The sequence below is a fragment of the Campylobacter sp. TJR-1 genome (assembly GCF_032840035.1).
Lineage (GTDB): Bacteria > Campylobacterota > Campylobacteria > Campylobacterales > Campylobacteraceae > Campylobacter > Campylobacter fetus.
Window position 1 is genome coordinate 90,878 of record NZ_JAWIZX010000002.1, and the last position, 24,853, is coordinate 115,730.

The 24,853-nt window shown below is 34.0% G+C and carries 23 protein-coding genes and 1 tRNA gene; 13 read left to right on the forward strand and 11 right to left on the reverse strand.

Annotated elements, in window-relative coordinates:
* Nucleotides 1–137 precede the first annotated feature (137 nt).
* The 11 genes from RVY88_RS02265 to RVY88_RS02315 all read left to right on the forward strand — a co-directional run bounded on the left by RVY88_RS02265 (nt 138) and on the right by RVY88_RS02315 (nt 12,518).
* Nucleotides 138–1,769, forward strand: coding sequence for a CTP synthase (locus RVY88_RS02265; protein WP_202930974.1), 1,632 nt, complete (start codon nt 138–140; stop codon nt 1,767–1,769).
* Nucleotides 1,763–3,355, forward strand: a complete 1,593-nt coding sequence (recJ, locus tag RVY88_RS02270) for a single-stranded-DNA-specific exonuclease RecJ (protein WP_127349702.1) — start codon at nt 1,763–1,765, stop codon at nt 3,353–3,355. The genes RVY88_RS02265 and recJ overlap by 7 nt, the downstream gene beginning before the upstream one ends.
* Nucleotides 3,356–4,540: a Na+/H+ antiporter NhaA gene (gene nhaA / locus RVY88_RS02275; RefSeq protein WP_002850877.1), complete on the forward strand. Its 1,185-nt coding sequence runs from the start codon at nt 3,356–3,358 to the stop codon at nt 4,538–4,540.
* On the forward strand, nt 4,530–6,074 hold the full coding sequence (locus RVY88_RS02280; protein ID WP_162167195.1) for an ATP-binding cassette domain-containing protein: 1,545 nt from the start codon (nt 4,530–4,532) through the stop codon (nt 6,072–6,074). The genes nhaA and RVY88_RS02280 overlap by 11 nt, the downstream gene beginning before the upstream one ends.
* Before the next feature lie 97 nt (nt 6,075–6,171).
* Nucleotides 6,172–6,918, forward strand: a complete 747-nt coding sequence (locus RVY88_RS02285; protein WP_162167194.1) for a HugZ family heme oxygenase — start codon at nt 6,172–6,174, stop codon at nt 6,916–6,918.
* On the forward strand, nt 6,918–7,112 hold the full coding sequence (locus RVY88_RS02290) for a hypothetical protein (protein ID WP_011732334.1): 195 nt from the start codon (nt 6,918–6,920) through the stop codon (nt 7,110–7,112). The genes RVY88_RS02285 and RVY88_RS02290 overlap by 1 nt, the downstream gene beginning before the upstream one ends.
* 87 nt (nt 7,113–7,199) lie before the next feature.
* A complete protein-coding gene (locus tag RVY88_RS02295) occupies nt 7,200–9,194 on the forward strand; it encodes a TonB-dependent receptor (protein ID WP_162167193.1) in 1,995 nt (664 codons plus the stop codon).
* Nucleotides 9,184–10,164 carry a FecCD family ABC transporter permease gene (locus RVY88_RS02300; RefSeq protein WP_317051254.1) on the forward strand — a complete coding sequence of 327 codons (981 nt, stop codon included), beginning with the start codon at nt 9,184–9,186 and terminating at the stop codon, nt 10,162–10,164. Before RVY88_RS02295 ends, RVY88_RS02300 begins: the two co-directional genes overlap by 11 nt.
* The gene (locus RVY88_RS02305) at nt 10,164–10,940 is read left to right on the forward strand and encodes an ABC transporter ATP-binding protein (RefSeq protein WP_162167192.1); all 777 of its coding nucleotides are present in this window, start codon (nt 10,164–10,166) and stop codon (nt 10,938–10,940) included. The genes RVY88_RS02300 and RVY88_RS02305 overlap by 1 nt, the downstream gene beginning before the upstream one ends.
* 2 nt (nt 10,941–10,942) lie before the next feature.
* The gene (locus RVY88_RS02310; protein WP_162167191.1) at nt 10,943–11,737 is read left to right on the forward strand and encodes an ABC transporter substrate-binding protein; all 795 of its coding nucleotides are present in this window, start codon (nt 10,943–10,945) and stop codon (nt 11,735–11,737) included.
* Nucleotides 11,738–12,008: 271 nt separating this feature from the next.
* Nucleotides 12,009–12,518, forward strand: coding sequence for a flavodoxin family protein (locus RVY88_RS02315; RefSeq protein ID WP_162167190.1), 510 nt, complete (start codon nt 12,009–12,011; stop codon nt 12,516–12,518).
* Nucleotides 12,519–12,521: 3 nt separating this feature from the next.
* On the opposite strand, the gene RVY88_RS02320 is transcribed toward RVY88_RS02315, so the two are convergent.
* Nucleotides 12,522–13,493: a catalase gene (locus RVY88_RS02320; RefSeq protein WP_162167189.1), complete on the reverse strand. Its 972-nt coding sequence runs from the start codon at nt 13,491–13,493 to the stop codon at nt 12,522–12,524.
* Between the two features lie 176 nt (nt 13,494–13,669).
* Nucleotides 13,670–13,746: transfer RNA gene (locus RVY88_RS02325), tRNA-Met, on the reverse strand.
* 124 nt (nt 13,747–13,870) lie between these two features.
* Here RVY88_RS02325 and RVY88_RS02330 point away from each other — a divergent pair.
* Nucleotides 13,871–14,629 (forward strand): hypothetical protein, encoded by a 759-nt coding sequence (locus RVY88_RS02330; protein WP_162167188.1) that lies wholly within the window; start codon nt 13,871–13,873, stop codon nt 14,627–14,629.
* A 62-nt stretch (nt 14,630–14,691) separates the two neighbouring features.
* Here RVY88_RS02330 and flgE read toward each other — a convergent pair whose 3' ends face one another.
* The 5 genes from flgE to RVY88_RS02355 all read right to left on the reverse strand — a co-directional run bounded on the left by flgE (nt 14,692) and on the right by RVY88_RS02355 (nt 19,950).
* The gene (gene flgE, locus RVY88_RS02335) at nt 14,692–17,388 is read right to left on the reverse strand and encodes a flagellar hook protein FlgE (RefSeq protein ID WP_317051255.1); all 2,697 of its coding nucleotides are present in this window, start codon (nt 17,386–17,388) and stop codon (nt 14,692–14,694) included.
* A gap of 153 nt (nt 17,389–17,541) precedes the next feature.
* Nucleotides 17,542–18,249, reverse strand: a complete 708-nt coding sequence (locus RVY88_RS02340) for a glucosaminidase domain-containing protein (RefSeq protein WP_317051256.1) — start codon at nt 18,247–18,249, stop codon at nt 17,542–17,544.
* Nucleotides 18,230–18,973, reverse strand: a complete 744-nt coding sequence (gene dapF, locus RVY88_RS02345; RefSeq protein WP_038454339.1) for a diaminopimelate epimerase — start codon at nt 18,971–18,973, stop codon at nt 18,230–18,232. Before dapF ends, RVY88_RS02340 begins: the two co-directional genes overlap by 20 nt.
* Nucleotides 18,954–19,565, reverse strand: a complete 612-nt coding sequence (gene coaE, locus RVY88_RS02350; protein WP_162167214.1) for a dephospho-CoA kinase — start codon at nt 19,563–19,565, stop codon at nt 18,954–18,956. Before coaE ends, dapF begins: the two co-directional genes overlap by 20 nt.
* Nucleotides 19,555–19,950, reverse strand: coding sequence for a RidA family protein (locus RVY88_RS02355; protein WP_002847808.1), 396 nt, complete (start codon nt 19,948–19,950; stop codon nt 19,555–19,557). The genes coaE and RVY88_RS02355 overlap by 11 nt, the downstream gene beginning before the upstream one ends.
* A gap of 143 nt (nt 19,951–20,093) precedes the next feature.
* On the opposite strand from RVY88_RS02355, the gene purM reads away from it, so the two are divergent.
* On the forward strand, nt 20,094–21,077 hold the full coding sequence (purM, locus tag RVY88_RS02360; protein WP_002847810.1) for a phosphoribosylformylglycinamidine cyclo-ligase: 984 nt from the start codon (nt 20,094–20,096) through the stop codon (nt 21,075–21,077).
* 31 nt (nt 21,078–21,108) lie between these two features.
* Here purM and RVY88_RS02365 read toward each other — a convergent pair whose 3' ends face one another.
* The 4 genes from RVY88_RS02365 to tpx are packed head-to-tail and all read right to left on the reverse strand — an operon-like array spanning nt 21,109 to nt 24,840.
* Entirely contained in the window at nt 21,109–22,194 is a 1,086-nt protein-coding gene (locus RVY88_RS02365; RefSeq protein WP_162167186.1) for a patatin-like phospholipase family protein, read from the reverse strand.
* The gene (locus RVY88_RS02370; protein ID WP_042960330.1) at nt 22,181–23,374 is read right to left on the reverse strand and encodes a replication-associated recombination protein A; all 1,194 of its coding nucleotides are present in this window, start codon (nt 23,372–23,374) and stop codon (nt 22,181–22,183) included. The genes RVY88_RS02365 and RVY88_RS02370 overlap by 14 nt, the downstream gene beginning before the upstream one ends.
* Nucleotide 23,375: 1 nt before the next feature.
* Nucleotides 23,376–24,266 (reverse strand): DMT family transporter, encoded by an 891-nt coding sequence (locus RVY88_RS02375; RefSeq protein WP_011732342.1) that lies wholly within the window; start codon nt 24,264–24,266, stop codon nt 23,376–23,378.
* 55 nt (nt 24,267–24,321) lie between these two features.
* Nucleotides 24,322–24,840, reverse strand: a complete 519-nt coding sequence (gene tpx / locus RVY88_RS02380) for a thiol peroxidase (protein ID WP_162167185.1) — start codon at nt 24,838–24,840, stop codon at nt 24,322–24,324.
* Between the last annotated feature and the right edge of the window lie 13 nt (nt 24,841–24,853).

Below are 24,853 nucleotides of genomic sequence, written 5' to 3' on the forward strand. Positions count from 1 at the left end.
CCATAAATTTATAAAAATAAATTTTAAATTCGATGTTATATAATTTGCTAACGCACTAAAGCAATAAAACTAAATTTATCAGATAGTAAAAAAACTTTTGATATAATCGCTTTAGAAAAGGAATGATAATGAGCAAATTGAATCAAACAAAATACATTTTTGTAACAGGCGGAGTGCTCTCTAGTCTTGGAAAAGGCATAGCAGCTGCTAGTATCGCCACTTTGCTTAAAAATGTAGGATTAAAAGTAAGTATTTTAAAAGCAGATCCGTATATAAATGTAGATCCAGGCACCATGAGTCCGCTTGAGCACGGTGAAGTTTTCGTAACCGATGATGGTGCTGAAACTGACCTTGATCTTGGACATTATGAAAGATTTTTAGATGAAAATTTAACGCAAAATAACAACTTCACTACAGGTAGAGTTTATAGCTCGGTAATAGAAAAAGAGAGACGCGGCGACTATCTTGGTAAAACAATTCAAGTTATACCTCATATCGTAGGCGAAATAGTAGAACGAATCAAAAAAGCCGGAGTTGGCAAAGATATATTGATAGTAGAAATCGGCGGCACCGTAGGTGATATAGAGGGGCTTCCTTTCTTAGAAGCGATAAGAGCCTTAAGAAGCGAAGTAGGACGAAAAAACGGTATGTTTATTCATTTAACTTTAGTACCGTATATAAAAGTTGCCGGTGAATTAAAAACTAAACCGACTCAGCATAGCGTCGGAGAACTGCGCCGCATAGGAATAAGTCCAGATATGATAATATGCCGCTCAGAAATTCCTATAAATCGCGAATTAAAAGATAAGATAGCTTCTAGCTGTGGCGTTGAGAGAAACTCAGTTATAGAAAGCCCAGATTTACAAAGCATATATCAAGTTCCGCTTAGTTTTTTAAAACAAGATATACTTGAGCCTATAGCTGACGTGTTAGATCTTGGTGATCTAAGACCAAATATGCAAAATTGGGATAATCTAGTAAAAAGAGTTATAGCTCCGAGCGATAGCGTAACAATTGCATTTGTAGGAAAATATATTGATTTAAAAGAGAGCTATAAAAGTTTAACAGAAAGCATCATTCACGCTGGAGCAAATCTCGATGCAAGAGTACATTTAAAATGGTGCGATAGTGAAAAAATAGATGAAAATAGCGCATCTGAAACATTAAAAGACGTAGATGGAATACTTGTAGCAGGAGGTTTTGGTTCACGCGGTATAGAAGGCAAAATGCAAGCCATAAAATACGCTAGAGAAAATAAAATACCATATCTTGGAATTTGCCTTGGTATGCAGCTTAGTTTGATCGAATTTGCTAGAAATATTTTAAATTTAGAAGATGCGAATTCGATTGAATTTCAAGAAAACTGCAAAAATCCTATAATATATCTTATAGATTCATTTATAGATGCAAACGGTAAAAAACAGTTACGTACCCACAAAAGTCCGCTTGGAGGCACTATGAGACTTGGAAGCTATAAATGCAATATACTTCCAAACTCTCTTTTAAGTAGAATTTATAATGGAGCAAAACAGATAAAAGAGCGACACCGACACAGGTACGAAGCAAATCCAAAATACAGAGAAGCATTTGAAAAAAATGGTCTTATAGTTAGTGGAGAGAGCGAAGGCCTTATAGAAGCAGTCGAACTACAAGATCATCCGTTTTTTCTAGGTGTGCAGTTTCACCCTGAATTTACTTCACGTCTAACAAAACCGAATCCTACTATTTTAGGCTTTATAAAAGCCGGTATAGACAATAAAAAATGTTAGATAAAACCGAGATCAGGAATCTGCTTAATAAAAGGTTTAGTAACGACTTACATAAAAAACTTTCAGAGATTCCTTTGCCTTGCGAACTCAAAGATACTTATAAAGCTGCAGAGCGTATCAAAACTGCGATACAAAACAATGAGCTTATAGCTATAGTTGGAGATTATGATGTAGATGGAGTTGTTAGTACTGCTATAATGGCTGAGTTTTTAACAGATATGAGTACGGATTTTATAATACGAATTCCAAATAGATTCAAAGACGGTTACGGTCTTAACTCAGATATAGTTAATGAACTTGAAAGCGTTGCACTCATAATAACAGTAGATAACGGTATAAGTGCAAATGAAGCAGCTGATCTATGCGCCAAAAAAGGTATAGATCTTATCATCACAGATCATCATATGCCTCCGCAAATTTTGCCTCAAGCCTACGCGATAATAAATCCAAAACAGCCAGAATGCACATTTCCAAATATTGAAATTTGCGGTGCTCAAGTAGCATGGTATCTTGTTGGAGCGTTAAAAGAGGTTTGCAGTCTAAAAAATTACGATATGGGCAAATTCATTGATCTTTTAGCGCTAGCAATTATCGCTGATATGATGGAGTTGAGAGATTTAAATAGGATACTAGTTAGACTTGGTATAACTCGAATTAACTCTAGTAAAAGAGCATGTTTTGAAGCTATAAAATGTTTTTACGGAAAAGATAAATTTGAATTTGACGATATAAGCTTTCTTATAGCTCCACTTATAAACTCGGCCGGAAGAATGGATGATGCAAGCGTGTCTTTTAAATTTTTAAGAAGTAAAACTATAGATGAAGCAAACAGATATCTTGATATGATAACCTGTTTTAATAATTCAAGAAAAGAGCAAGAAAAAGCATTATTCGAATCGTCTATAAAAGATGTAAACGATAACGAAGATATCATAGTTACTTGGGGAAATGAGTGGCACGAGGGCGTAATAGGAATAGTTGCTAGCAGACTTGCAAAAAGATATAAAAAGCCCGCAATTGTATTTAGCATTGATGGCTGCAGAGCAAAAGGAAGTGCTAGAAGCGTAGGTAAATTTGATATATTGGCCCTTATAGCATCACAAGAAAAACTTCTTTGCGGATTTGGCGGACATAAAGGCGCGGCTGGATTAGTTATAGAAACTAACAATCTAGACGAGTTTAAACATGCCGTAAATAACTCCTGCTTTTTACAAGATTTATATGATTTTAGTGGAAGCGACGAGGTTTTAGGCGAAATTGATCACAATGCGATTGATTATGAGCTTTTGGAGATTTTAGAGTATTTTGAACCATACGGTCAAAGAAATCCAAGACCGTTATTTGAGCTAAAAAGTGCAAAAGTAAAAAATACCAAATTTATAGGCAAAGAAGAAAATCATCTAAAACTAATACTTCAAAAAGGCGGCAAATCGTATGAAGCAATATTTTTTAACTACGACTATACGCCTCATGTCGGAGATAATATAGATCTTTTAGTCTCCGTATCAAAAAACTCATTTAGAGGTCTTATCACGCCTCAACTTTTAATAAAAGAGATATATGAACTAAAGAATCAGGAGAAATAAATGAAAATAAATTTAAACTTTGTAAAACACGAATCATTCGGCGGTGTTTTACTTATCATCGCTACTATTTTAGCACTTTTATTTCAAAATGGGTTTTTAAACCATTTTTATACCGAAATTTTAAGAGCTGAATTTACGGTCGGTTTTAGGGATTTTAATCTATCAAAACCACTGATTTTATGGGTAAATGATGGATTGATGGCGATATTTTTCTTTGTTGTGGGACTTGAATTAAAAAGAGAAATATTGCAAGGCGAACTTTCAAAACCATCTCAAATAGCTCTACCTACGATAGGCGCACTTGGCGGAGTGATACTACCGGCCGTTATATTTTGGGCATTTAATCACGGAAATGATTTTGCTATTAGAGGCTGGGCTATACCTACTGCGACCGATATAGCTTTTGCGCTAGGAGTTTTGATGCTTCTTGGTAAAAGAATACCATCAAGTCTTAAAATATTTTTACTTACTTTAGCCATCATAGATGACCTATGCGCTATTGTTATAATAGCTATATTTTATACGACTAAACTATCTTTTATCTCTTTTGTTATAGCCGGGATCTGTTTGTTTGCGCTTTGGGTATTAAACAAATTTAAAGTATCAAAAAAATCAGCATACATATTAGTTACTTTGATACTTTGGGTAAGCGTACTAAAAAGCGGAGTCCACGCTACCATTGCAGGGGTCGTGGCAGCATTTTTTATACCTATGAGAGACGATAGTGGAAAAAGTCTGCTAGTAGAGCTTGAACATGATCTTCAAGGAATAACCAGCTATTTCATACTTCCAGTTTTTGCTTTTGTAAATGCGGGCGTAAGTCTTGCCGGAGTACAGATAAATCAACTTTTAAATTCAGTAGGAATGGGAATATTCTTTGGATTACTTATAGGCAAACAAGTAGGAGTTTTTCTGTTTAGCTATATTTTTATAAAGCTAGGCTTTGCTAAACTTCCTGAAGGTTCGTCTTGGACGCAATTTTATGGAGTGTGTATACTAACTGGTATAGGATTTACTATGAGTTTGTTTGTAAATTCATTAGCATATCATGATAGCAACGAGTTCTTCCACGCAGATAAACTAGGTATTTTATTAGCTTCATTTACCGCAGGAGTTATAGGATATATATATCTGCTTGTATTTTCAAAAGTAGCAAAAAACCATCGCAAAGACAATGAATCTTAAAAATAAAAATCTAATTCTAAGCGCTATAACTTTACTATCGGTATTTTATAGCGCTCTAAATTTAGCCGTTCTTGCGTTTATAAATAGATATTTGTTAAATATAACAAGCGGCGAATACGGTTTAATCTTATATTTTATCATTTTACTTTTACTATTTTTTATAGCATCTTTGGCTTTTAGATATACCATATCTTTAGCTAGTCAAAACTATATTTATGATATGCGATTAAGCATAATAAAGCGTATTTTAGATACTGATTACCACCATACAAGGCAAATCGGCAGAGCTAAACTCATAGCTCTGCTTTCAAGCGATATAGCAAGCATAACAAATGGATTTGTACGCATACCTGAGATTTTGCAAGGAGGTCTTGTTGCGATTGTATCGTTTTTTTATATTTTATATCTATCCCCTATTTTAGCTTTTAGTGTTTTTATATGGCTGGGATTTGGGGCTATCTTGTGTTTGTATTTTATCAAAAAACTATATAATCTTTTTAAGCAGCATAGAAAAAATGAGGATAGACTCTACAAAAATTATGAAACATCTATAGACGCTCATAAAGAATTTAGTCTAAATTTAAAAAGAGCGGCGGATTTTTTTAATCTCAAATTTAGATTAAATGTACAAGATATGAGAAAAAATATGCTAAGCATAGATTTTTACCAATCGCTAGTAAGTAACTGGGTAAGTATGATGACGCTAGGAGCTGTTGGGTTGGTTATTTATCTCAGTCTTGGATTTGAACTGCTTGATATGGCCGGAGCCGTAACTATATCTATCACTATACTATTTTTAAGAGCTCCGCTTATGATGGTGCTTTTTGCCTATCCATCGATAATAAAATCAAAAGTTGCCGCTCAAAAGATAAAATCTTTAGAGTTAGCCGCGTATAAAGAGGAATTTGATACATATAAGAGTTTTGATAACTGGCAAAGAATCGAACTTAGAAATATTAGTTTTAGTTATGAAAACAAGCTTATATTGGATAATATAAATATGAGATTAGATAGAGGCGAATGTCTGTTTTTAATAGGAGAAAACGGCAGCGGAAAATCAACTTTATTTCTTATTTTAGCGGGACTTTTGAAGCCCAGTAGCGGTGAAATTTATATCGATGACGTAAAAATAGACAGCTCAAACATTCAAATTTATAAAAATACTATAAGCGCGGTATTTAGTGAATTTTATCTATTTAGCGATATAGAAAATGATGCTAAAAAATGGTTTGAACTACTTGAGTTTAGAGCTCCAAACGACTCTCAAATAGATCCTCAAAATCTCTCTCAAGGTCAAAAAAAGAAATTAGCTCTGATAAATGCGCTATTAGAAAATAGAAATATTTTGCTACTTGATGAGTGGGCAGCAGATCAAGATCCACACTTTAGAGCAAAGTTTTATACTGAAATTTTAAAGCTATTTAAACAGCAAAAAATTACCGTTTTTGCTATAAGTCATGATGATAGATATTTCAAATACGCAGATAGAATATACGAACTAATAGATAGAAAACTTATAAATTATTTATCATAACTTATAATTTTTAAATTTAATATTTATAAAGTTTTAAGAAAATTTATGTTAAATTTTGGTATTTAATATCAATATTAATTTTAAAAAAGGAGAATAAATGGATGCGAAACGAAAAGCAATAGAGCATATGAACAGCGAGCATATGGATACGCTTATAATGCTTTGCAAACACTTTGGGGCGGTACAAAATCCTACAAACGTAAGGCTTGATTCTATAGACGAAGACGGTATGGATATAGCGTGTGATCAACTTTTAGTACGAGTTGCGTTTCTAAAAAAAGCCGAACAAAACGGCGAAGGATTTAAAACAGCGATAATAGATCTTATGAGTAGTCTTGATATAAAAGAAGGTATTGCTGCGGTTTCAAAAGATATGATAGATTTCATAGATAGCTTTAACAGCGTTCTTATCTCGAGCCTAAACGGCGATCACTGCGTCTGTTCGTATGCTCCAGTAGTGAGAGATAATAATGATTTTTATATACTTATATCTGAAGTTAGCGAACATTTCAAATCCATAAAAGAAAATAGCAACAAAATATCAATTATGTTTTTAGAAGATGAGAGCAAAGCTAAAACTGTTTTTGCTAGAAAAAGAGCAAGTTTTAGATCTAAAGCGATATTTTTAGATGATAAAAAAGAGAGTCTGTTTTCTAAATTTGAAAGTAAATTTAAAAGCGAATCGGCTATAAAAATGATAAAAAATATGTCTGATTTTCACATAATTAAGATAGAAATTAACAAAGGAAGATTTGTAAAAGGTTTTGGAGCTGCGTATGATACGGATGGTTTTGAAATTATCCAAAGAGCGCATGGTGCAAATCCTCACAACAATAAGAGGTAATGAAAAATGTCAAACCAAAAGAGACCGGCAAGCTATTTATGTCTTATTTTTCTTTGTTAATCACTGTTTTATGGGTGATATTAGAAAAGCCGGTCTGTTTGATGAGGGCAAAAAACTCTAATCTCAAATTTGATGCTAAATTTGATAAATTTACCAAATACATAATCTTCCAAAAACAAAAGTATAAATTATAACGATAAAGCCTATCTTAATTACATATTGAGCAAGTAAATATTAATAACATAAAACTGAATATCAAACTAAATTAAAGGAGTTCATCTATGTTAAAAAAAATAACTATTTGCAGCTTAAGTGCGGCTACGCTTGTATTTGGTGCACAAATTAGGCTAGATACCACAGTTATATCAACTAGCGGATTTGAAACCAAACTAAAAGATGAAGTAAGAAACGTGATTGTCATAACTAGTGAAGATATCCAAAATAAAGGCTATAAAAACGTAGAAGAGATCTTAGAAGCAGAACCTTCGATAAGCTTTATAGATCCCGGTTTTGGCAGAACTATAGATATGAGAGGTCAAGGCATAAACTCAAATTTCTCAACAAAAATTATGTTAAATGGAGTCGCTCTAAATATGCTAGACACATCTCACGCAACAGTGCCTATAAATACTATATCAGTCGATGATATAGAGCAAATAGAGATAATACCAGGAGGCGGAAGCGTACTTTATGGAAACGGCACTAGCGGAGGAGTTATAAATATAATTACAAAAAATCAGCCTAGAGATTTTTATACAAATTTATCTACCAAATTCGGATCATACAACTATAAAGATCTAAATTTCGCAGTCGGAGGAATGGCGAACGATGATCTGTTTTTAAAATTCAATGCAAAAAAGTTTGATGAGAAAGGCTACAGAGACGGCGAGAAAAATAGAGGTTACTACACAAGCGGCGGAGCAACGTATCAAATCAACGACAACCAAAGCATAGTGCTCAACTCGAGCTATTATAACGCAACAACTAGCACTTTAAACGCTCTTAGTAAAGCTCAAGTAAATAGTGATCCAAAACAAGGCGGTAAAAAAACGACCAAAGATGAAACAAGACTTGATCTCACGCTTGATTATGCTTTAAAATACGGAGATTACGTAGATTTTCATATCTTCCCATATTATCAAAAAATTAAACAAGAGCTAGATGATAATAGCGGATTTGAAGATAAAAAATATGGAATAAATTTAAAAAACCGTATGGATTACGGCAACGGCGAGCTAATTTATGGTTATGAATACTATATAAACAAAGGATTAAGATATAGAAATAATCAAGGCTCCAGAAGAGGCGTAACCGTAAAAAACAGTATAAACGTAGATTTAGAAAAAAAATCTCACTCGATTTATGTTATGGATAATCACCATTTTAACGACTGGTTTAGTATAAGTAGCGGATATAGATTTGAAAAAGCTAGTTATGATTTGGATAGAAGTTCTATCACGAATATTTATATGCCAAACTCGACACGCCCGATGACAACGGTAAAAAATATTGCAAATCAGCCAGATACAAATAATCACGCATTTGAAATAACTCCAAATTTAAAATACTCTGATACCGGAAATATATATTTTAAATTTGAAAGAGGATTTTACTCTGCATCTCCGACTCAACTAACAAATAGCGTACGTCCTCAAGGCGCTACTCGCGGTTCAGTTTATAAATTTAACAATTTAAAATCAGAGATATTTTATACATACGAGATCGGCGCTAAAGACTATTTTCTAGGCTCGTACATGAGCGCTACGGCATTTATCACGGATAAAAAAAATGAGATAAGAAACATAATGGAAGAAGACCATACTCTATGGCGTTTTATAAATTTAGATAAAACAAGAAGGCTTGGGATAGAACTTTACGCAAGTCAATATATGTTAGATAATGATCTTAGCTTAAAACAAACATATTCATACGTAGATGCAAAAATCACAAGCGGTGAGTTTAATAATAAAAGAATACCTCTAGCGGCAAAACATAAATTAGTTTTCGGAGCAGACTACAAAGTGATTAGAAATCTAAATGTTTTTGGCGATATAAAATACTTTTCTGATATGCTCGATAACGGATATGAGAAAATAAACTCGAAAACCATAGTAGATATAGGGGCAAAATACAGTTTTCCAAAAGGCTTTTTAGTCATTGCCGGGATAAAAAATTTATTTGACAAGAGATACTTTACATATCAAGATAAAATCAAAGACCAGTATAAACCGGCAAACGCAAGAAATTATTATGTAGAGTTTAAATATGTCTATTAAAAGCTATCTCATTATAAGCTTTTTAATCTGCCTTCTTGTTTTAACGATCATTTCGCTAGCTTTGGGAGGAGCTAGCGTAGGATTTAATGAGATTTTTAATCTATACTCGCAAGATCTAAGCGATACGCAAAAAACTATACTGATTGACATAAGACTTCCTCGCATAGTGATGGCTATATTAATAGGAGCTCTTTTGGCCAGCTCCGGTGTTGTCGTTCAAACTATATTTTTAAATCCTCTAGCAGATCCATATATAATAGGAATTGCATCAAGCGCAACATTTGGGGCGGTTGTAGCTTATATATTTGGATTAGAGGATATATATTACGGTATTTTTGCTTTTATAGCTTCGTGCATTCTTTCTATAGTTATATTTAAACTATCAAAAAACGGTCGCTCTGTAGCTACTTTGCTTATAATAGGCATAGCATTTTCATCTATGCTTGGAGCTTTTACATCACTTGCTACTTATCTTATAGGAGAAGATAGTTTTAAGATAATAGCGTGGATGATGGGATATCTTGGAGGCGCAAGCTGGTTTAAAGTAGGCTTGCTAACTCTACCTTTGATACTTTCGCTAATATATTTTTATAAAAAGAGAAATGAGTTAAATTTACTTTTAAGCGGAGACGAAGAAGCAAAAAGCTTAGGAGCCGATGTAGATATAACAAAAAAAAGACTGCTCATAGTAGCATCTTTAAGCGTGGCATTCTCAGTTGCATTTACTGGGATGATAGGTTTTGTCGGACTCATCATACCTCATATTTTAAGAATGATACTAGGCACGTCAAACAATGCTGTTTTGATACCTATATCTACTTTAGCAGGTGCACTTTTTTTACTATTTTGCGATCTTGTAGCTAAAAATGTGCTCAATCCGACAGAAATTCCGATAGGAGTCGTAACAGCATTTTTTGGAGCTCAGTTTTTTCTATTTTTGGCTATTAAATATAGCAAAGGAGTCATCTAGTGAGTATCGAGATATCAAATTTAAGTTTTAAATTTAATAAAAATCAGATACTAAATAAGCTAAATATTCAGATAAACAGCGCAGAGTTTATAGGAATTTTAGGTCCAAACGGCTGCGGAAAATCAACTCTTCTTAAAAATATATTAAAAATTCTGCAGCCAAATAGCGGCGTTATAAAGATAAACTTCAAACCGCTAAAAGAGTATTCGCAAAAAGATTTAGCCAAAATTATAGGTTTTGTACCGCAAAAATCTGATTTAGCACTTCCTCTTAGCGTAGAGGATTTGATACTTATGGGAAGATATGTGAGTATAAAAGGGATATTTGGCAACTACGGCTCAGATGACTATAGAAAAGTGAGTGAAGTAATGGAACTTTTGAATTTAAAAGAGTTTAAAGATAGATCCGCAAACTCTCTTAGCGGAGGCGAATTTCAAAGAGTTTTACTAGCCAGAGCGATAGTCTCGGATCCTAAAATACTACTTCTTGATGAGCCTACAAGCGCTCTTGATCTTAACTATGCAGTCGAGATCATGAGTCTTTGCAAAAAGATAACTAAAAAATTAAATATATTTAGCATAGTAGTTCTACATGATCTAAACTTGGCAAGTATATTTTGTGATAAAATTATAATGCTAAAAGATGGAAAAGTCGCTTACAGCGGTACTCCAAAAGAACTATACAAAAAAGATATTTTAAAAGAAATTTACAATCTTGAATGCGACGTGCTAAATCATAACGGTTGTTCGATAATAATACCAAAAAATAAAGGATAAAAATGAAAAAAATATTAATCATACTTGTAGCTCTGTTTGAATTTGCATTTGGAGTAAAATTAGTAGTGCTGGATCCTGCTGTGGTAGAAATACTATATATGCTCAAAGCCGAAGATAATATAGCCGCTATAGCCATTTCATCTATGACTAAAATTTATCCAGAAGATAAAACCTCACAACTTCCAAATGTCGGCTCTTATATGAAACCGAATTTAGAACGCATAGTGGAGATAAACCCGGATCTTGTGATAACAAGTTTCCACTCTATAAATGTAGATAACGATCTAAAAAATCTAGGCTTAAAAACATTAAGTTTAAATGCAAACAGTTTGAACGACATTTATAAAAATATAGAAAAAATAGCAGATATAACTCAAAAACAAGAAGAAGGCAAACAGCTTATAGATGAGATAAAATCTAAGTTATCACATCAAGATAAATTAAGTGGTAAAAAGGTTGTAGTTCTATTTTCTGCACTAAATTTAATGGCTTTTAATAGCGGAACTCTGCCCATAGATATCACAAATAACTTAGGTCTAAAAAACATAGCCGAAAATCTGCAAGGGGCTACTTCGGTGATTCAAACTGAGTATATTTTAGAGCAAAATCCCGACTTTATCATAGTTGTAGAAACAGCAAACAACTCCAAAAGTCTCTTGCAACTCTATCCTGTTTTAAGCAAAACTAAAGCTGCCAAAGATGGCAAGATAATCTCAGTGCCCTCAGCCCTTATATTAAGAGGAACTCCAAGAATAGCTCAAAGTATAGAAAAAATTTATGAAATTCTAGCAAAATAAATATAGCTGATATTTCTTCTATCAAAAGTAGACAATACTCCGGACTTAAAAAATAGAAAAAGAAGTGAATTTAAATCCACTTCTTTTAAATTTAAACAGCATTTAAAGCTAGTTAAACAACCAAAAAAACTATATAAATTGTTAAGATAACATACAAAAACAAATTATAAGCATTAATAATAATATGATAAAATGCCATCTCATAAAACGATATATTTTGAGAAATAATATATAAACGAATATATCAAAAAATAGTAGAAAACGAGACAGCATGAAAAACATAGTTATATACTCAAGCGTCACAGGTAACACAAAAAAGATAGCAAAAGCAGTATCTGAATCTCTTAGTTGTATCTATATCAGCTTCAAAGACGCAAATTTTGTAAATTTAGATGAATTTGAATTTATAGCTCTTGGATTTTGGGTAGATAAAGGATATCCAGATAGAGATATGAAAGCTTTTATGCAAAGCATAAAAAATAAAAATATCGGTCTTTTTATGACTCTTGGAGCAGATCCAAAAGGCGAACACGCTAAAAAATGTATGCAAAATGTAAAATATATTATGCAAATAAATGGTTGCAATATTAAAAAAGAGTTCATATCTCAAGGCGCTATAAGCCCGAATTTAATAAATAAAATTACAAAAGCAGGCAAATCAACGCCGCATAGAGAAGCTAGATGGAAGGAAGCTAGCACTCATCCAGATAACAATGACCTTTTAAACGCCAAAATAGCATTTAGCAAAAACAAGCAGCTTCCTAAAATGAACTCTATTTAACTCTTATTGTCTTCTACCAAAAGTTATAGCATAAACTTCATTTCTTATATCAAATAACTTATCTTTTGGTGCGCCAACTCCAGAAGGTATTTCTGAAGGAAAATACACATCAGAGTTGCAACCCTCGCCATCGTATTTATATACTTTTAAAGTTCCGGCCAACACCTCTTTGTGTTTTCCTTTCCAAAGAGTAGCAGGATCATCTACAGGATCATTTTCATTTGCCAAAGTCAAGTACATTTTATACTCAACCGGCGAGCTTTTTACATGCTCTTTAAATCTTTGTGATAAATAGTCGTTACTAAGAGTTTTTTCCTCATCTTTATTTAAATACTTCACACCGCTAACAGGTTCAAATCTCCATTTAGCAGCTATCATTTTATCATCTTTAGCACTCTTAAACCAAAATGTATGAGCACTGAAAAATGGCGTATTTGCAACGCTAGAAGTGATTCCGATGCTATTTATATAGCTATCAAAGTTTCTATAAGAATTTACTTTTTGCATAGACTCTTTGATAAAATCAGAATCAACTTTTCCATCTACAGGAATACGCATTTTAAAAAAATCTCCGAATTCTTTAGCGTTTTTAGCAAAAACTATAGGTAAATTTAGCATAACCATAGTCCATAAATCGCCATCACCTTGAATTTTTATAGCCATACCGCGAGGTTTGCTTTTATCATCCATGATAGCTCCGCCTAAAGAGTATCTTATCTGAGCATCTATCTTATCTTTTTTAAAAAGAGGAACATTAACAAATTTTGAAATCTCTTTTGAAGGCTCAAAAACACCGCTTGCGCAAAAACCTTTTGTATGATTTATCTTAGCTTTTGGATGCTCTGCAGAGTAATTTAGTTGATAAAATATATCAGCTAGATCCTCGGCACTATATGAGCTCGGTAATTTTTGCTCAGCATTTAGCGCAGACACGAAAAGACATGCTGCAGCACAGAAACTAAAAACTTTATTCATTATTTCTCCTTAAAATTTTAATAAGGAATTAATATAATTAAATTTAGTAAATAATAAATTAATTACTAAATTAAAAATTAAATTTATATAAACTTATTATAATAAAATTGTAAATCAATAAAAAACTTAAATGACGGATTATAAATTTAAAAATATATAAAAAATATAGTAGAATATGGTGCCTAGGGGGAGACTCGAACTCCCGACCTCCGGCTTATGAGACCAGCGCTCTAGCCAGCTGAGCTACCGAGGCGCACCAAAAGTAAGAAGCGCATTATATCCTATGAAAGCTTATATCTAAATTAATCTTTTTTAAGATAAATTTGGATTTTTAAGGTACAATAACGTTTAAAAATTTATACAAAAAAGGAACAATTATGTTAAATTTACTTAAAAAGATGGCATTTGCTCTCGCGTTTTTAGTTATATTCGTAGCAGGAGTTACATTTGATGCAAAGTTTTTGATGCAAAATCAATTCAGCGACAAAGAGCTCACATTCTCTAGAAATGTTGATGAAAGTATCAAAGTAGAACCTTCGGTATTTATTTCTGAACCAAGATTCGTGTCTTCTGCTCTACTAAGAAACAAAAGCTCACTCACTACCTTAGAAAAAGATTCTATCAAAAACACGTTCAACGCTATCATAAATCGTGCAAAAGAAGACGGTATATGCACGGGAGGTAGCTATAGTATAGAACCTAGCTATTCATATGAAAACGGTAAAGAAGTTATAGTAGGACAAAATGCCAATGCAAAACTCAGTTGCAAAATCACAAAAGAAAACCTCAACTTATACAACAAATTTCTAGCCGATGTAGATACGATACTTGAAACAAACGAATTCATATCATCTGTAACTCCGGCTATAAGAGAAAGTAGCGATCCAGAAGTAGCAGCCAAAAGCGCAGAGATACTGTATGATAAAATCATTCAAAAAGCACTATCTTTCGAGAAGCATTATTCAGAAATTACAAATAAATTATGCACAACCAAAGATATAAATTTTGATATGCCACCTACTCTTTTAAGAGCAAATTATAAAACTATGAGTATGCAAGGAGATGGCATAGCGCTGCCTATAACAGATGAACAAAATCAAAAACTAAGCGCAAATGTAATTTATATGTGCAAATAAATAATTATTTTTGTTCTTTTAGCAAATAAAAGCTAAAAGAACAAAGCATTAAAAAAGTTAAATTACTGTTTTAATTGAAGTAAAGTATTAAGCATCTGATCGCCGGTGGTTATCGTTTTTGAGTTAGCTTGATATCCACGTTGTACGACTATAAGCTGAGTTAAAGAACGAGATAGATCAACGTTACTCATCTCAAGGCTAGAAGCATTTATCTTTCCACGGCCTGCTGTTTGAGCCGAACCGATAACAGGAGCTCCAGAGTTTGCAGTCTGAACAAATACGTTACCGCCATCGCTCTCTAAACCTTCGTTATTCGTAAATTTAGCAAGTGCCACTTGAGCTAGTCCAAAGCTTCTACCATTTGTAAATGCTCCGATGATAGTTCCGCTCTCATCTACTCTTAGCTCATTTAGCGTACCGGCTGTGTAACCGTCTTGAACAATGTTATCTGTAGTACTGGTATTATCATTGCTTCTTAATCCGTTGTAGTCTCCGATTTTTCCAAAATTTATCTCTATATTTTGTCCTGGAGCACTACCGTTATTTGCAGTGAAAGTAAGATTTGATGGACTATAGCCTAGTAAGCTTCCATCGGATTTAAATCTAACGGTACCTGCTATGACATTTGCGACTTCACCTGTTTCGGTATTTATTTTACCTGGTTCTGGTACTTGGATAAGCATAGACCACTCAGTACCGTTTTCAGGGCTATAACTGATCTTTCTAAATTCCATTTTTATCTCGTGTTTTGAACCCAAACTATCGTAAATTTCGGTTGTAGCAGCGTGACTTGACATAACTATATTTGACGAAGTTTTCTCACCGGTTCCGGTACTTAAACCGCCGCCCAAGCTCGAAAATACATCCGTGAATTTAGTATTTTCATTTATATTCGTGTTTGGATCACTTAGTCCAGTGATAGCTAAATGCATATTGTAGTCGTTGGTAAACGTATCGTTATTTACAGGGACATTTACGGTACCATCCGGATTTGTAGTAGCTAGAGGATTATCTGACGCACTACCATCTGTAACTAAAGCACCTGTCCTATCTACGGCTAAATGACTATCATTTTCTCCGTATGCAGCGTCGCCTTGTGGATTTTTTACCACAAACTGACCTTTTTCATTTACGGTTATCTCTACACCGTCGTTTCTATTTCTATCTTTGAGGCTTGCATTTGAGTATTTACCGTCTGGATCTTCTACTGGTAACTGAATACCGGCTGCCGCATCATTATCTATAGCTCCGGACCAATCTAAAGCCGAATATTCAGCTAATTTATCATTTGATATGGCGGCATTTATAGCAGCAGTAACTTCTGCTGGAGTAGCTGTAGCTTGAGTAGCATCTATAGCGGCTATTATAGCGGCAGTAGCGGCTATCGCTCCTTGACTTATAGGAACTATAGCATCTACTCTAGTTTTTTCAGCTCTTGCAGCAGCTAGCATAGCAGCCCTATCTGCTCCTACAGCCGCCTTAGCAACAAGTTGAGCATTTGTAGCTGCTTGACTTACATTTTCTCCTTGATAGTTTACATACTCCCTTGCATCTGTTTGCATAGCTTTTCTTAAATCTTCAGTAGTATGCACCTTTCTAGCAGAGCTATCGTTGTATGAGTGATTACCTCCGGTAGCTGTAGCGGTATAAGTATATTTATAAGCCGTAATAACATTTGTAGATGTCATAGATGTAGTATCTCCGCTAAGCTTAGTTATCTTGATATTTTTCATAGTATCGGTGCTACCGAGATTATTTTGATTTACTAGTTGGATTTGGTTGCCGTTTATAAGGCTAGCAGTGACGCCTGTCTTATCAGTAATCGTATTTATCTTATTTACCACATCTTCTATATTGGTAACGCTAGTAGAAGGTATCTCTATACCGTTTATCGCTATATTGAGTCTATGTCCTCCTACTGGAGCGACAGCTAAACCACCGAATGTAGCTTTAGCATCGGCGTAGCTTACCCACATACCTTGGCCGTCTCTTAAGTTAAAAGCTTCGCCTGTTGCGTTAAAGAGAACTCCTAGGTCAACTCCGGTTTCTTTAACCTTGACTTGTTTATCTTTATCTACATAGTATTCGTTTTTGCTCAAATCATTTTCGTTTTTAGTTTCACCATCTTCCCATATACCGTTACCATTTTTATCTAACCAACCGTTTTTAGAATCAAGTGAATAAATAGGTGAGCTTTTAGTTCCTATCGAACTTCCTGAGTTTAAATTTCCTATTAAAGCTACTTCGGTAGTAGCGCGCGCAGGAGTGCTAAGACCCGGTTCTATCTGGATATTTTTAACAGGACCGGTAGGATCTATAGTGCCCGTATCTTCATTTCGGAGCCAGCCTTGAACGATATAACCATTTTTATCGACAAAATTTCCTAAACTATCACGGCTAAAATCTCCGTTTCTAGTATATTTATACGTTTTTCCACCGTCTGGAGAAACGACAAAAAATCCATCACCTTGTATGGCTAAATCTGTATTTTTATCTGTTGTTTGAACTGAACCTTGCTTGAATATCTTTGTTACTGAGTTTATCTGAGTACCTAAACCTATTTGCATTGAGTTTTTACCGCCTAAGTCGCCTTGTGGAGCGGTTGCTACTTTTGCTGTTTGACTAAATAAATCTGCAAAGCTCGCACGTGAATATTTAAAGCCTACTGTATTAACGTTGGCTATATTATCACCTTCGACGTCCATGGCTATCTGGTGAGCTTGAAGTCCAGTAACTCCAGCCCATAATGCTCTCATCATATCTTATCCTTTATGTTGGCTGCATTTGCTGCGGATTAAAATTTGATGTTATATAAGCAATTTTTGTTCCGAATTTGATTTTTTAAATTTTTAAATTTTTATCAACGATAATTTGAAAAAGTAAAATACCGCTACGATCAAACCGGGCTAAATTTAAAAATCAAATTTAGTAAGATCGTATAATTTAATAGTTTTTTCTAGCTGTTTTACGTATGTTTTACCCATTTGTGAATAATTTTCCATAGTTTTTGCAGCCTCTAAACCATCGTATATTAGCCCTTTTTCTCGGTAAATAGCTCTCATATCTCGAAACTGAGCGTAAGCAGGATGAGAGTTCAAATTTAAAGCGTAAGCATTTACCGAATCATCAAGAGAGTTAAATATCTTGATTTTATGCATTTTGTTCTCATCTCTATTTAGAGGAACTAGTCCTTTGCCGCCCCACGTCCAGTGACCAAAAAGGTTATTTGCTTCTTTTGCAAAACGACTCTTTCCCCAACCGCTCTCTATAGTAGCTTGAGCTATAGCTAAAGAAACTGGCACGGAGTCTAATTTTAACTTATATTCGCTCTCATCAAATAAATTTGAGATTTTATACTCTTTTTGGATAGATACGAGCCGTTTTAAATTTGAGACATCTATATCTCTAAAAGATTTTTGGTAAATTTGTTTTAGATAATTCAATGCAAACGCGCGTTTTTGCAAAGTCTGGGTATTTGTATTTTTAGTAAGCTTAGAAATAGTTTTGGCAAACTCTACTTTTTGTTCATTTATACTAAGCATATAATAGTTAGGAGAAAAGCCTGCAGCTAACTTAACAGCCATAAATATAAGTATAATTTTAACTAATACTCGTATCAAAGCAGTGTTTGACCTTGCCTTTAAAATATATAGTTTCGCCATCAAATTTAAGCCATAAATCCTCTTTGCTTTTTGGATTTACTTTTAAACAGGGATTAAATTTAAAACGATCGACTCCAGTATAAAATGAAGCCGCCATACCGGTACCGCAAGCATTTGTTTCGTTTTCAACTCCACGCTCAAACGTGCGCACCTCTAAAACTCCGTTGTCTTTTAGATGAGCGAAATTTACATTTGCGTTGTATTTTTTTCTAAGTTCGGAACAAACGTTGAGATCAAATTTAGAAAGATTATCTACAAAAGTTACTAAATGAGGAACTCCCGTATCATAAAAACTCCACTCAAAACCGTACTCTATAAATGGCTCACTCAGCTTTTTTGGCGCCGTTAAAGCCACTTCTACAAAATCATTGTCTATGCTCGCTTTTATGATCCCTGCACCTGTTTTAAATGAGCAGTTTTTAGAACATAGTGAGTTTTGATAAGCATAAAGCGCGGCTGCTCTTGAACCATTTCCGCACATTGATGCTAAACTCCCATCGCTATTGTAAAACTCCCATTCAAAATCACACTCTTTGCTGGGCAAAATAACTATAAGTCCATCTGCTCCTATAGAGTTAAATCTATCACATAAACTCATAGCCAACTCTCTTCTATTCAAGCTTTTAAACGTATGAAATATAACAAAGTCATTTCCGCTGGCATTATATTTTGAGAGTTGCATAATTTTCCTTTAATTTTTCTATAAAATTATTTAGTTCTAAATTTAGATTTTTTAAGTTACCGTCATTTTTAATGACAAATTGGGACTTAGCCACTTTTTCTTCTATATCTATCTGCGTACTCAAACGAAGCTTAGCATCTTCTTTGCTGAGTCTATCTCTGCTAATAACTCTATGCAATAAAATATGCTCCGGAGCATAAATCAAAACAACTTTATCAAAATTATATGCGTTTTTTTCAAAATATAGCGGAATATCGATAAAGTACGGAAGACCTTTATCTTCCAAAAAATGTGCTTTTTCATATATAATAGATCTTATTTGCGGATGTAAAATACTCTCAAGAAGTTTCAATTTTTCTCTATCTTTAAAAACTAGAGCTCCTAACTTTTTTCTATCGACATTGCTTCCGCTAACAAACTCTTTTCCAAATTCTTTTACTATCTTATCAGAACTCTTATCTAGCACGTCGTGAGATATTTTATCTGCATCAATCACGCTAAAACCGTACAATTTTAGCATATTTACGACTGTACTTTTGCCAGATCCGATGTTTCCGGTGATAACATATGCGTTGCGGAATTTAGAGTTTATGGGCTATTACCTCTATTTCTATTTTTACGCCTTTTGGCAGATCTTTAACGCCAACCGCACTTCTAGCCGGATATGGCTCACTAAAATACTTAGCATACACTTCATTCATAGCTGAAAAATCATTTATATCAGTTAAAAATACGGTGGCTTTAACAACATTTTTGTAACTAAGTCCAAGCTCTTCTAATATACCTCCGACATTTTTTAAGGCTTGAGTAGTTTGATCTTCTATACTGCTAGCTATTAAACCGTTGTTGGGATTTACCGGAATTTGACCTGAGCAAAATATCATATCACCAACTTCTCGATAAGCGCTGTATGGTCCGATAGCTTTTGGGTATCTCAAGGAAACATCGGTATTACCGAGTACTTCGCTTGTTTTCATCTTATATCTCCTTAAAAAATTATAGATTACATTCTATCATAAATTTATAAATTTAAAAAGACTACCTAAAAAGCATAAGAAGCTCTTTTAATAGAATGTAAGCTGAATTTAGCTAAAATCCTGCCAAAAATAAAGGTTAAACAATGATAAGTTATAAAGAAGCCGGTGTAGATATAGACGCGGGAAATAGCTTTGTAGAAGGTATAAAACCTTTTGTGAAATCAACTCTTACGCCAAATGTAATAGGAGGTATAGGATCATTTTCAGGAGCATTTCGTCTACCAAGCGGATATCAAAAACCGACTCTTTTAGCAGCTACGGATGGAGTAGGAACTAAGCTTCGCCTTGCTATAGACTCAAATAGATTAGAAACTATTGGGCAAGATCTAGTAGCTATGTGCGTAAATGACCTTATTTGTAACTTTGCTACGCCTATGTTTTTCCTAGACTACTACGCTAGCGCAAAGCTTGATGTTGATAGTGCCAAAAAAGTCGTAAAAGGTATAAGCGATGGATGTATCATTGCAAAATGCGCTCTTATAGGAGGAGAAACCGCTGAAATGCCTAGTATGTATGATGGAAAAGACTTTGATCTAGCAGGGTTTGCGGTGGGAATTGCCGAAGAAGATGAGATAGATAGAACTAAATTTGTAAAAAACGGTGATATTTTAGTAGCTCTGCCTAGCTCTGGTTTGCATTCAAACGGATATTCATTAGCTCGTGCAGTTGTATCGAAAATGGGATTAAATTTAAATGATAAATTTGAAGATAAAACTCTTATAGAAACACTTTTAGAGCCGACTCGTATCTATGTAGATGATTTTTTAAATTTAAAAGATAAAATATCTGCTCTAGCACATATAACAGGCGGCGGAATAGTCGAAAACCTACCTAGAGTATTTCCATCTGGTCTTGGCGCAAAAATAGAAAGAAGCTCAATAAAAACTCCTGAGATATTTAAACTTCTAGCTAAAAACGTATCTGTTAGCGAGATGGATAGAACATTTAATTGCGGAGTCGGAATGATCTTAGTAGTACCAAAAAATAATGTTACTAACGTGTTAGCAAACTGTAACGGATATGTTATAGGTGAAGTAACACAAGGAGATTCGGTCCGCTTAATATAAGCAAAATAGCTCAATTTAAGCGGATTAAACTTTATGGCTCTATAAAATCAAAAACAAGTTTATTGTATATGATGCTCTCATATCCTTGCCTTAATATAAGATCAAAATCCTGTTCAGTAGGATTTTTAAGCGTAGTTGGATAATTTGCCACTTTTTGGCAGTCCTCTTCGCTCAAAAAATCATTTTTATACTTATCTGCCAAACTCATATCTTGTTTTGCTCGCCTAACAACTTCACTAAAATCCCGACCCATTTTTAGATAATAACCGTTTTTATTTCTAAAAATGAAATCACGAAATGCTCTAGCTCTTAAGATCGATATTTGATCTGTCGTTACATCAACTATACGCGTGACTGTCTTTTTTGACTGAAATGATATAGATTTACCCGCATTACTAAGTATGCAAAAATTAACATCATCTGAGTACATTCCGTTATTTTCCATTTGATAAATCGGCTCAAGACCAAAATTATCATAAACGCCACCATCCCACAAATGCAATTTATCGCTTTTAGGCTCGATTTTAGCTCCTGATTTATCGCACCATTCAAAAGGCTTAGTATCTATCTCGTAAGTTCCTATCAAAAATGGAAACGCTGCACTGGCTGCTATCGCGTCAGCTAATGGAAAATTAGAATCTTTAATATATCCAAAAGCCCAGTCTCCAACAATATCTTGTGAAAAACGAAAGTGTTTACCTGTTTCGTAACTCGTGCAAACAACACTCCATAAAGGTTTTTTAGATATATCGCCAAATCCTCCATTAATTCCCCAATGTTTAGCAAGAGCCAAAGCAATGGCGTTAGCTTTTTTATTAAATTTAAACTTAAAAATAGCTTCTATAATAGCCTTTTGCTCTAAATTTACGTTTAAAATTTGGTCTTTAAGAGTCGGCAAAATAGTAGTTAAATACTCACTACTAGTAGGAAAACGCATATTGTTTTTAGCATACAAAAGCCCTACGCACATACTAGCTCCAGATACTGACGATATATGCGTAACTTGCTCTAAAAGGTTATTTTCGGCTAGATATTTTAGAACTCCAAGATGATAAATCGCAGCTCTAATGCCTCCTCCAGACAATGCTAAACCGATTTTCAATTCAGATCTTTTCATTATAACTCTCTTTTAATTTTGTTATCCATTCATCTAAGGTTTTTTCAAAACCTATTGCATTACTTTTATAAAATTTAACTTGTGTGCTCATATATTTTTGCTCTACCCAGCCTCCAAAATCATGCGGATATAGATATTCGCTTTTTGCCTTATCTGTATTTATGAGATACTTTGGCACCGGCAACGCAGGTCTGTTTTCTACAAATTCTATAGCATCATTTATAGCTTTATAACTTGAGTTTGATTTTGGTGAACTTGCCAAATACACGGCGCATTGAGCCAATATAATTCTAGCTTCAGGATAGCCTATTTTACTAACAGCTAACATAACGTTAGTAGCTAAATTTAGTGCGTTAGGATTTGCATTTCCTATGTCTTCACTAGCAAATATCACCATACGTCTAGCTAAAAATGCCGGCTCTTCACCGCCTTGTATAAGCCTTGCTAGATAATAAATACTAGCATCTATATCGCTACCGCGCAGACTTTTTATAAGTGCGCTTGTCAACTCATAATGCGTATCACTGTTACTTACGCCTTCACTTACTCTATGAGAACGAAGAGTTTTTAATATATTTAAACTAATACTTTTATCCGCGCTCAATGCAAACTCAAGTAAATTTAAAAGGCTTCTAGCATCTCCCCCGCTACTGTTAATAAGATAATCTTTTGCTTCATTTGTTATTTCAAATTTAATAACATTTTGAACTTTTGTTAGTAAAATCGTTAGCTCATCATGGCTAAGAGGTTTGAACTCAAATATCATCATTCTTGATCTTATCCCACTACTAACAACAAATTTAGGATTTTCTGTAGTAGCGCCCATAACGATACATTTTCCTTTTTCCATAGGAATCAAAAGAGTCTCTTGCTGAGTTTTACTAAGCCTGTGAAACTCATCTATAAAAATCAACGGTTTATATAGAGTAGTTTCGAATTTAGATATAATTTTTCTTATATCTTCACTCTTTAAATTTGCGCCGTCGAGTTCAAAAAACTCATAATTCATCTGCTTTGCTATAATTTTTGCCATAGTCGTCTTACCACAACCAGTAGCACCAAAAAATAGACTATGAGGTATCTTTTTAGATTTTATAAATTTAGAAAATAGCTCTACAATATCTTTTTGTCCGACCATATCATTGATATTATTTGGTCTAAAATCATTACTTAAATCCATCTTAGCCTTTTTTTGATAATATAAAAACGCAAAGCATTATCAGTATAAACCCTAAATAATCAAAAAATACAAACCTAACTCCCAGCCAAACAGAAGTAAAAAATGCGGCGGCAACAGGTTCAATGGCGGCTATAAGACTTGCTCTACTAGCTCCTATTATACCTACTCCGGTCATATAAAAACTAAAAGCTAAAACCGTCCCAAATAGTATAACTCCGCCAACAGCCAAGTATCCGCCAAGATCGTTAACCCCATCTAAAGTCCAAACTTTCATATATAAACTCAAGATAGTTCCACCGATGATAAGACCCCAGCCAAGCACCAAAGATATAGGAAAATCTTTATTAAGACGTTTTGGAACTATGTTATAAACAACCACGCAAAGTGCGCTTATAAAACAAAATACAAGAGCTTTTTGACTTATAACAAGAGTGGTAAAATCCCCATGAGTAGCCAAGAAAAATACTCCAAATATAGCAAATCCAAGCGCTACTAGCTCTTTAAAATACGGTAGTCGCTTATCCATAAAGCATACTACTATCAAAATGAATACCGGAGCCGTGTATTGTATAACAGTTGCAACTGCAGCATTTGAAAGCTCAATAGAGTAAAAATAACTGTATTGAGTCATCATAAGACCTATAATCGCATAAACTAAAATTTGCGGTATATTTTTTGGATTCTTAAATGGAAGAAAAATTATTTTCGGACTTTTTATAAGATAAACTGATAGTAAAATTATACCAGATATAAGCAGTCGATATGGAACAAGCCAGTCTGAGCCTACTCCTTTTTGTTCAAAAAGATACTGACCACAAGCACCGCTAAAACCCCATAAAACTCCGCCGATAAGCGTGATGAAAACGCCAAAAATGTAGCTATTATTTTTCATCACACTATTATAGCAGAGTTTTTTATATTTAAATAGAATTTAAATTTTTATTTGATTAATGGCAACCACAACCATCGCTAATAGCATGTAAAACAGCTTCATAGTTTGGCTCTGTTGTTATCTCGCTAACTATCTCTTTATATTTTACAACTCCGTCTTTGTCTAGTACAAAAACAGCTCTTGTAAGAAGTCCTTCAAGTGGGCTATCTTTTACAAGCACACCGTATGCATTACCGAATTTGGCACCTCTAAAATCACTACCTACTCTCAAATTTTCGATACCTTCTGTAGTGCAAAATCTACTCATAGCAAATGGAAGATCCATAGATATAATGCTTATAGATACTCCACTTTTGCTAGCCATTTTTTCATTAAATTTTCTAGCTTCAGCTGCGCATACTCCAGTATCAAGTGAAGGCACTACAACTAAAACTTGATATTTGCCCGTAGCTCCGCCTACTTTGAATGTAGAAAGATCTTTGCCTACCAACTCAACTTCTGGTGCTACTTGACCTACATTTACACTATTTCCGCTTAAAGTTACCCGATTACCTTGGAATGTTACATTTGACATTTTTTTATCCTTT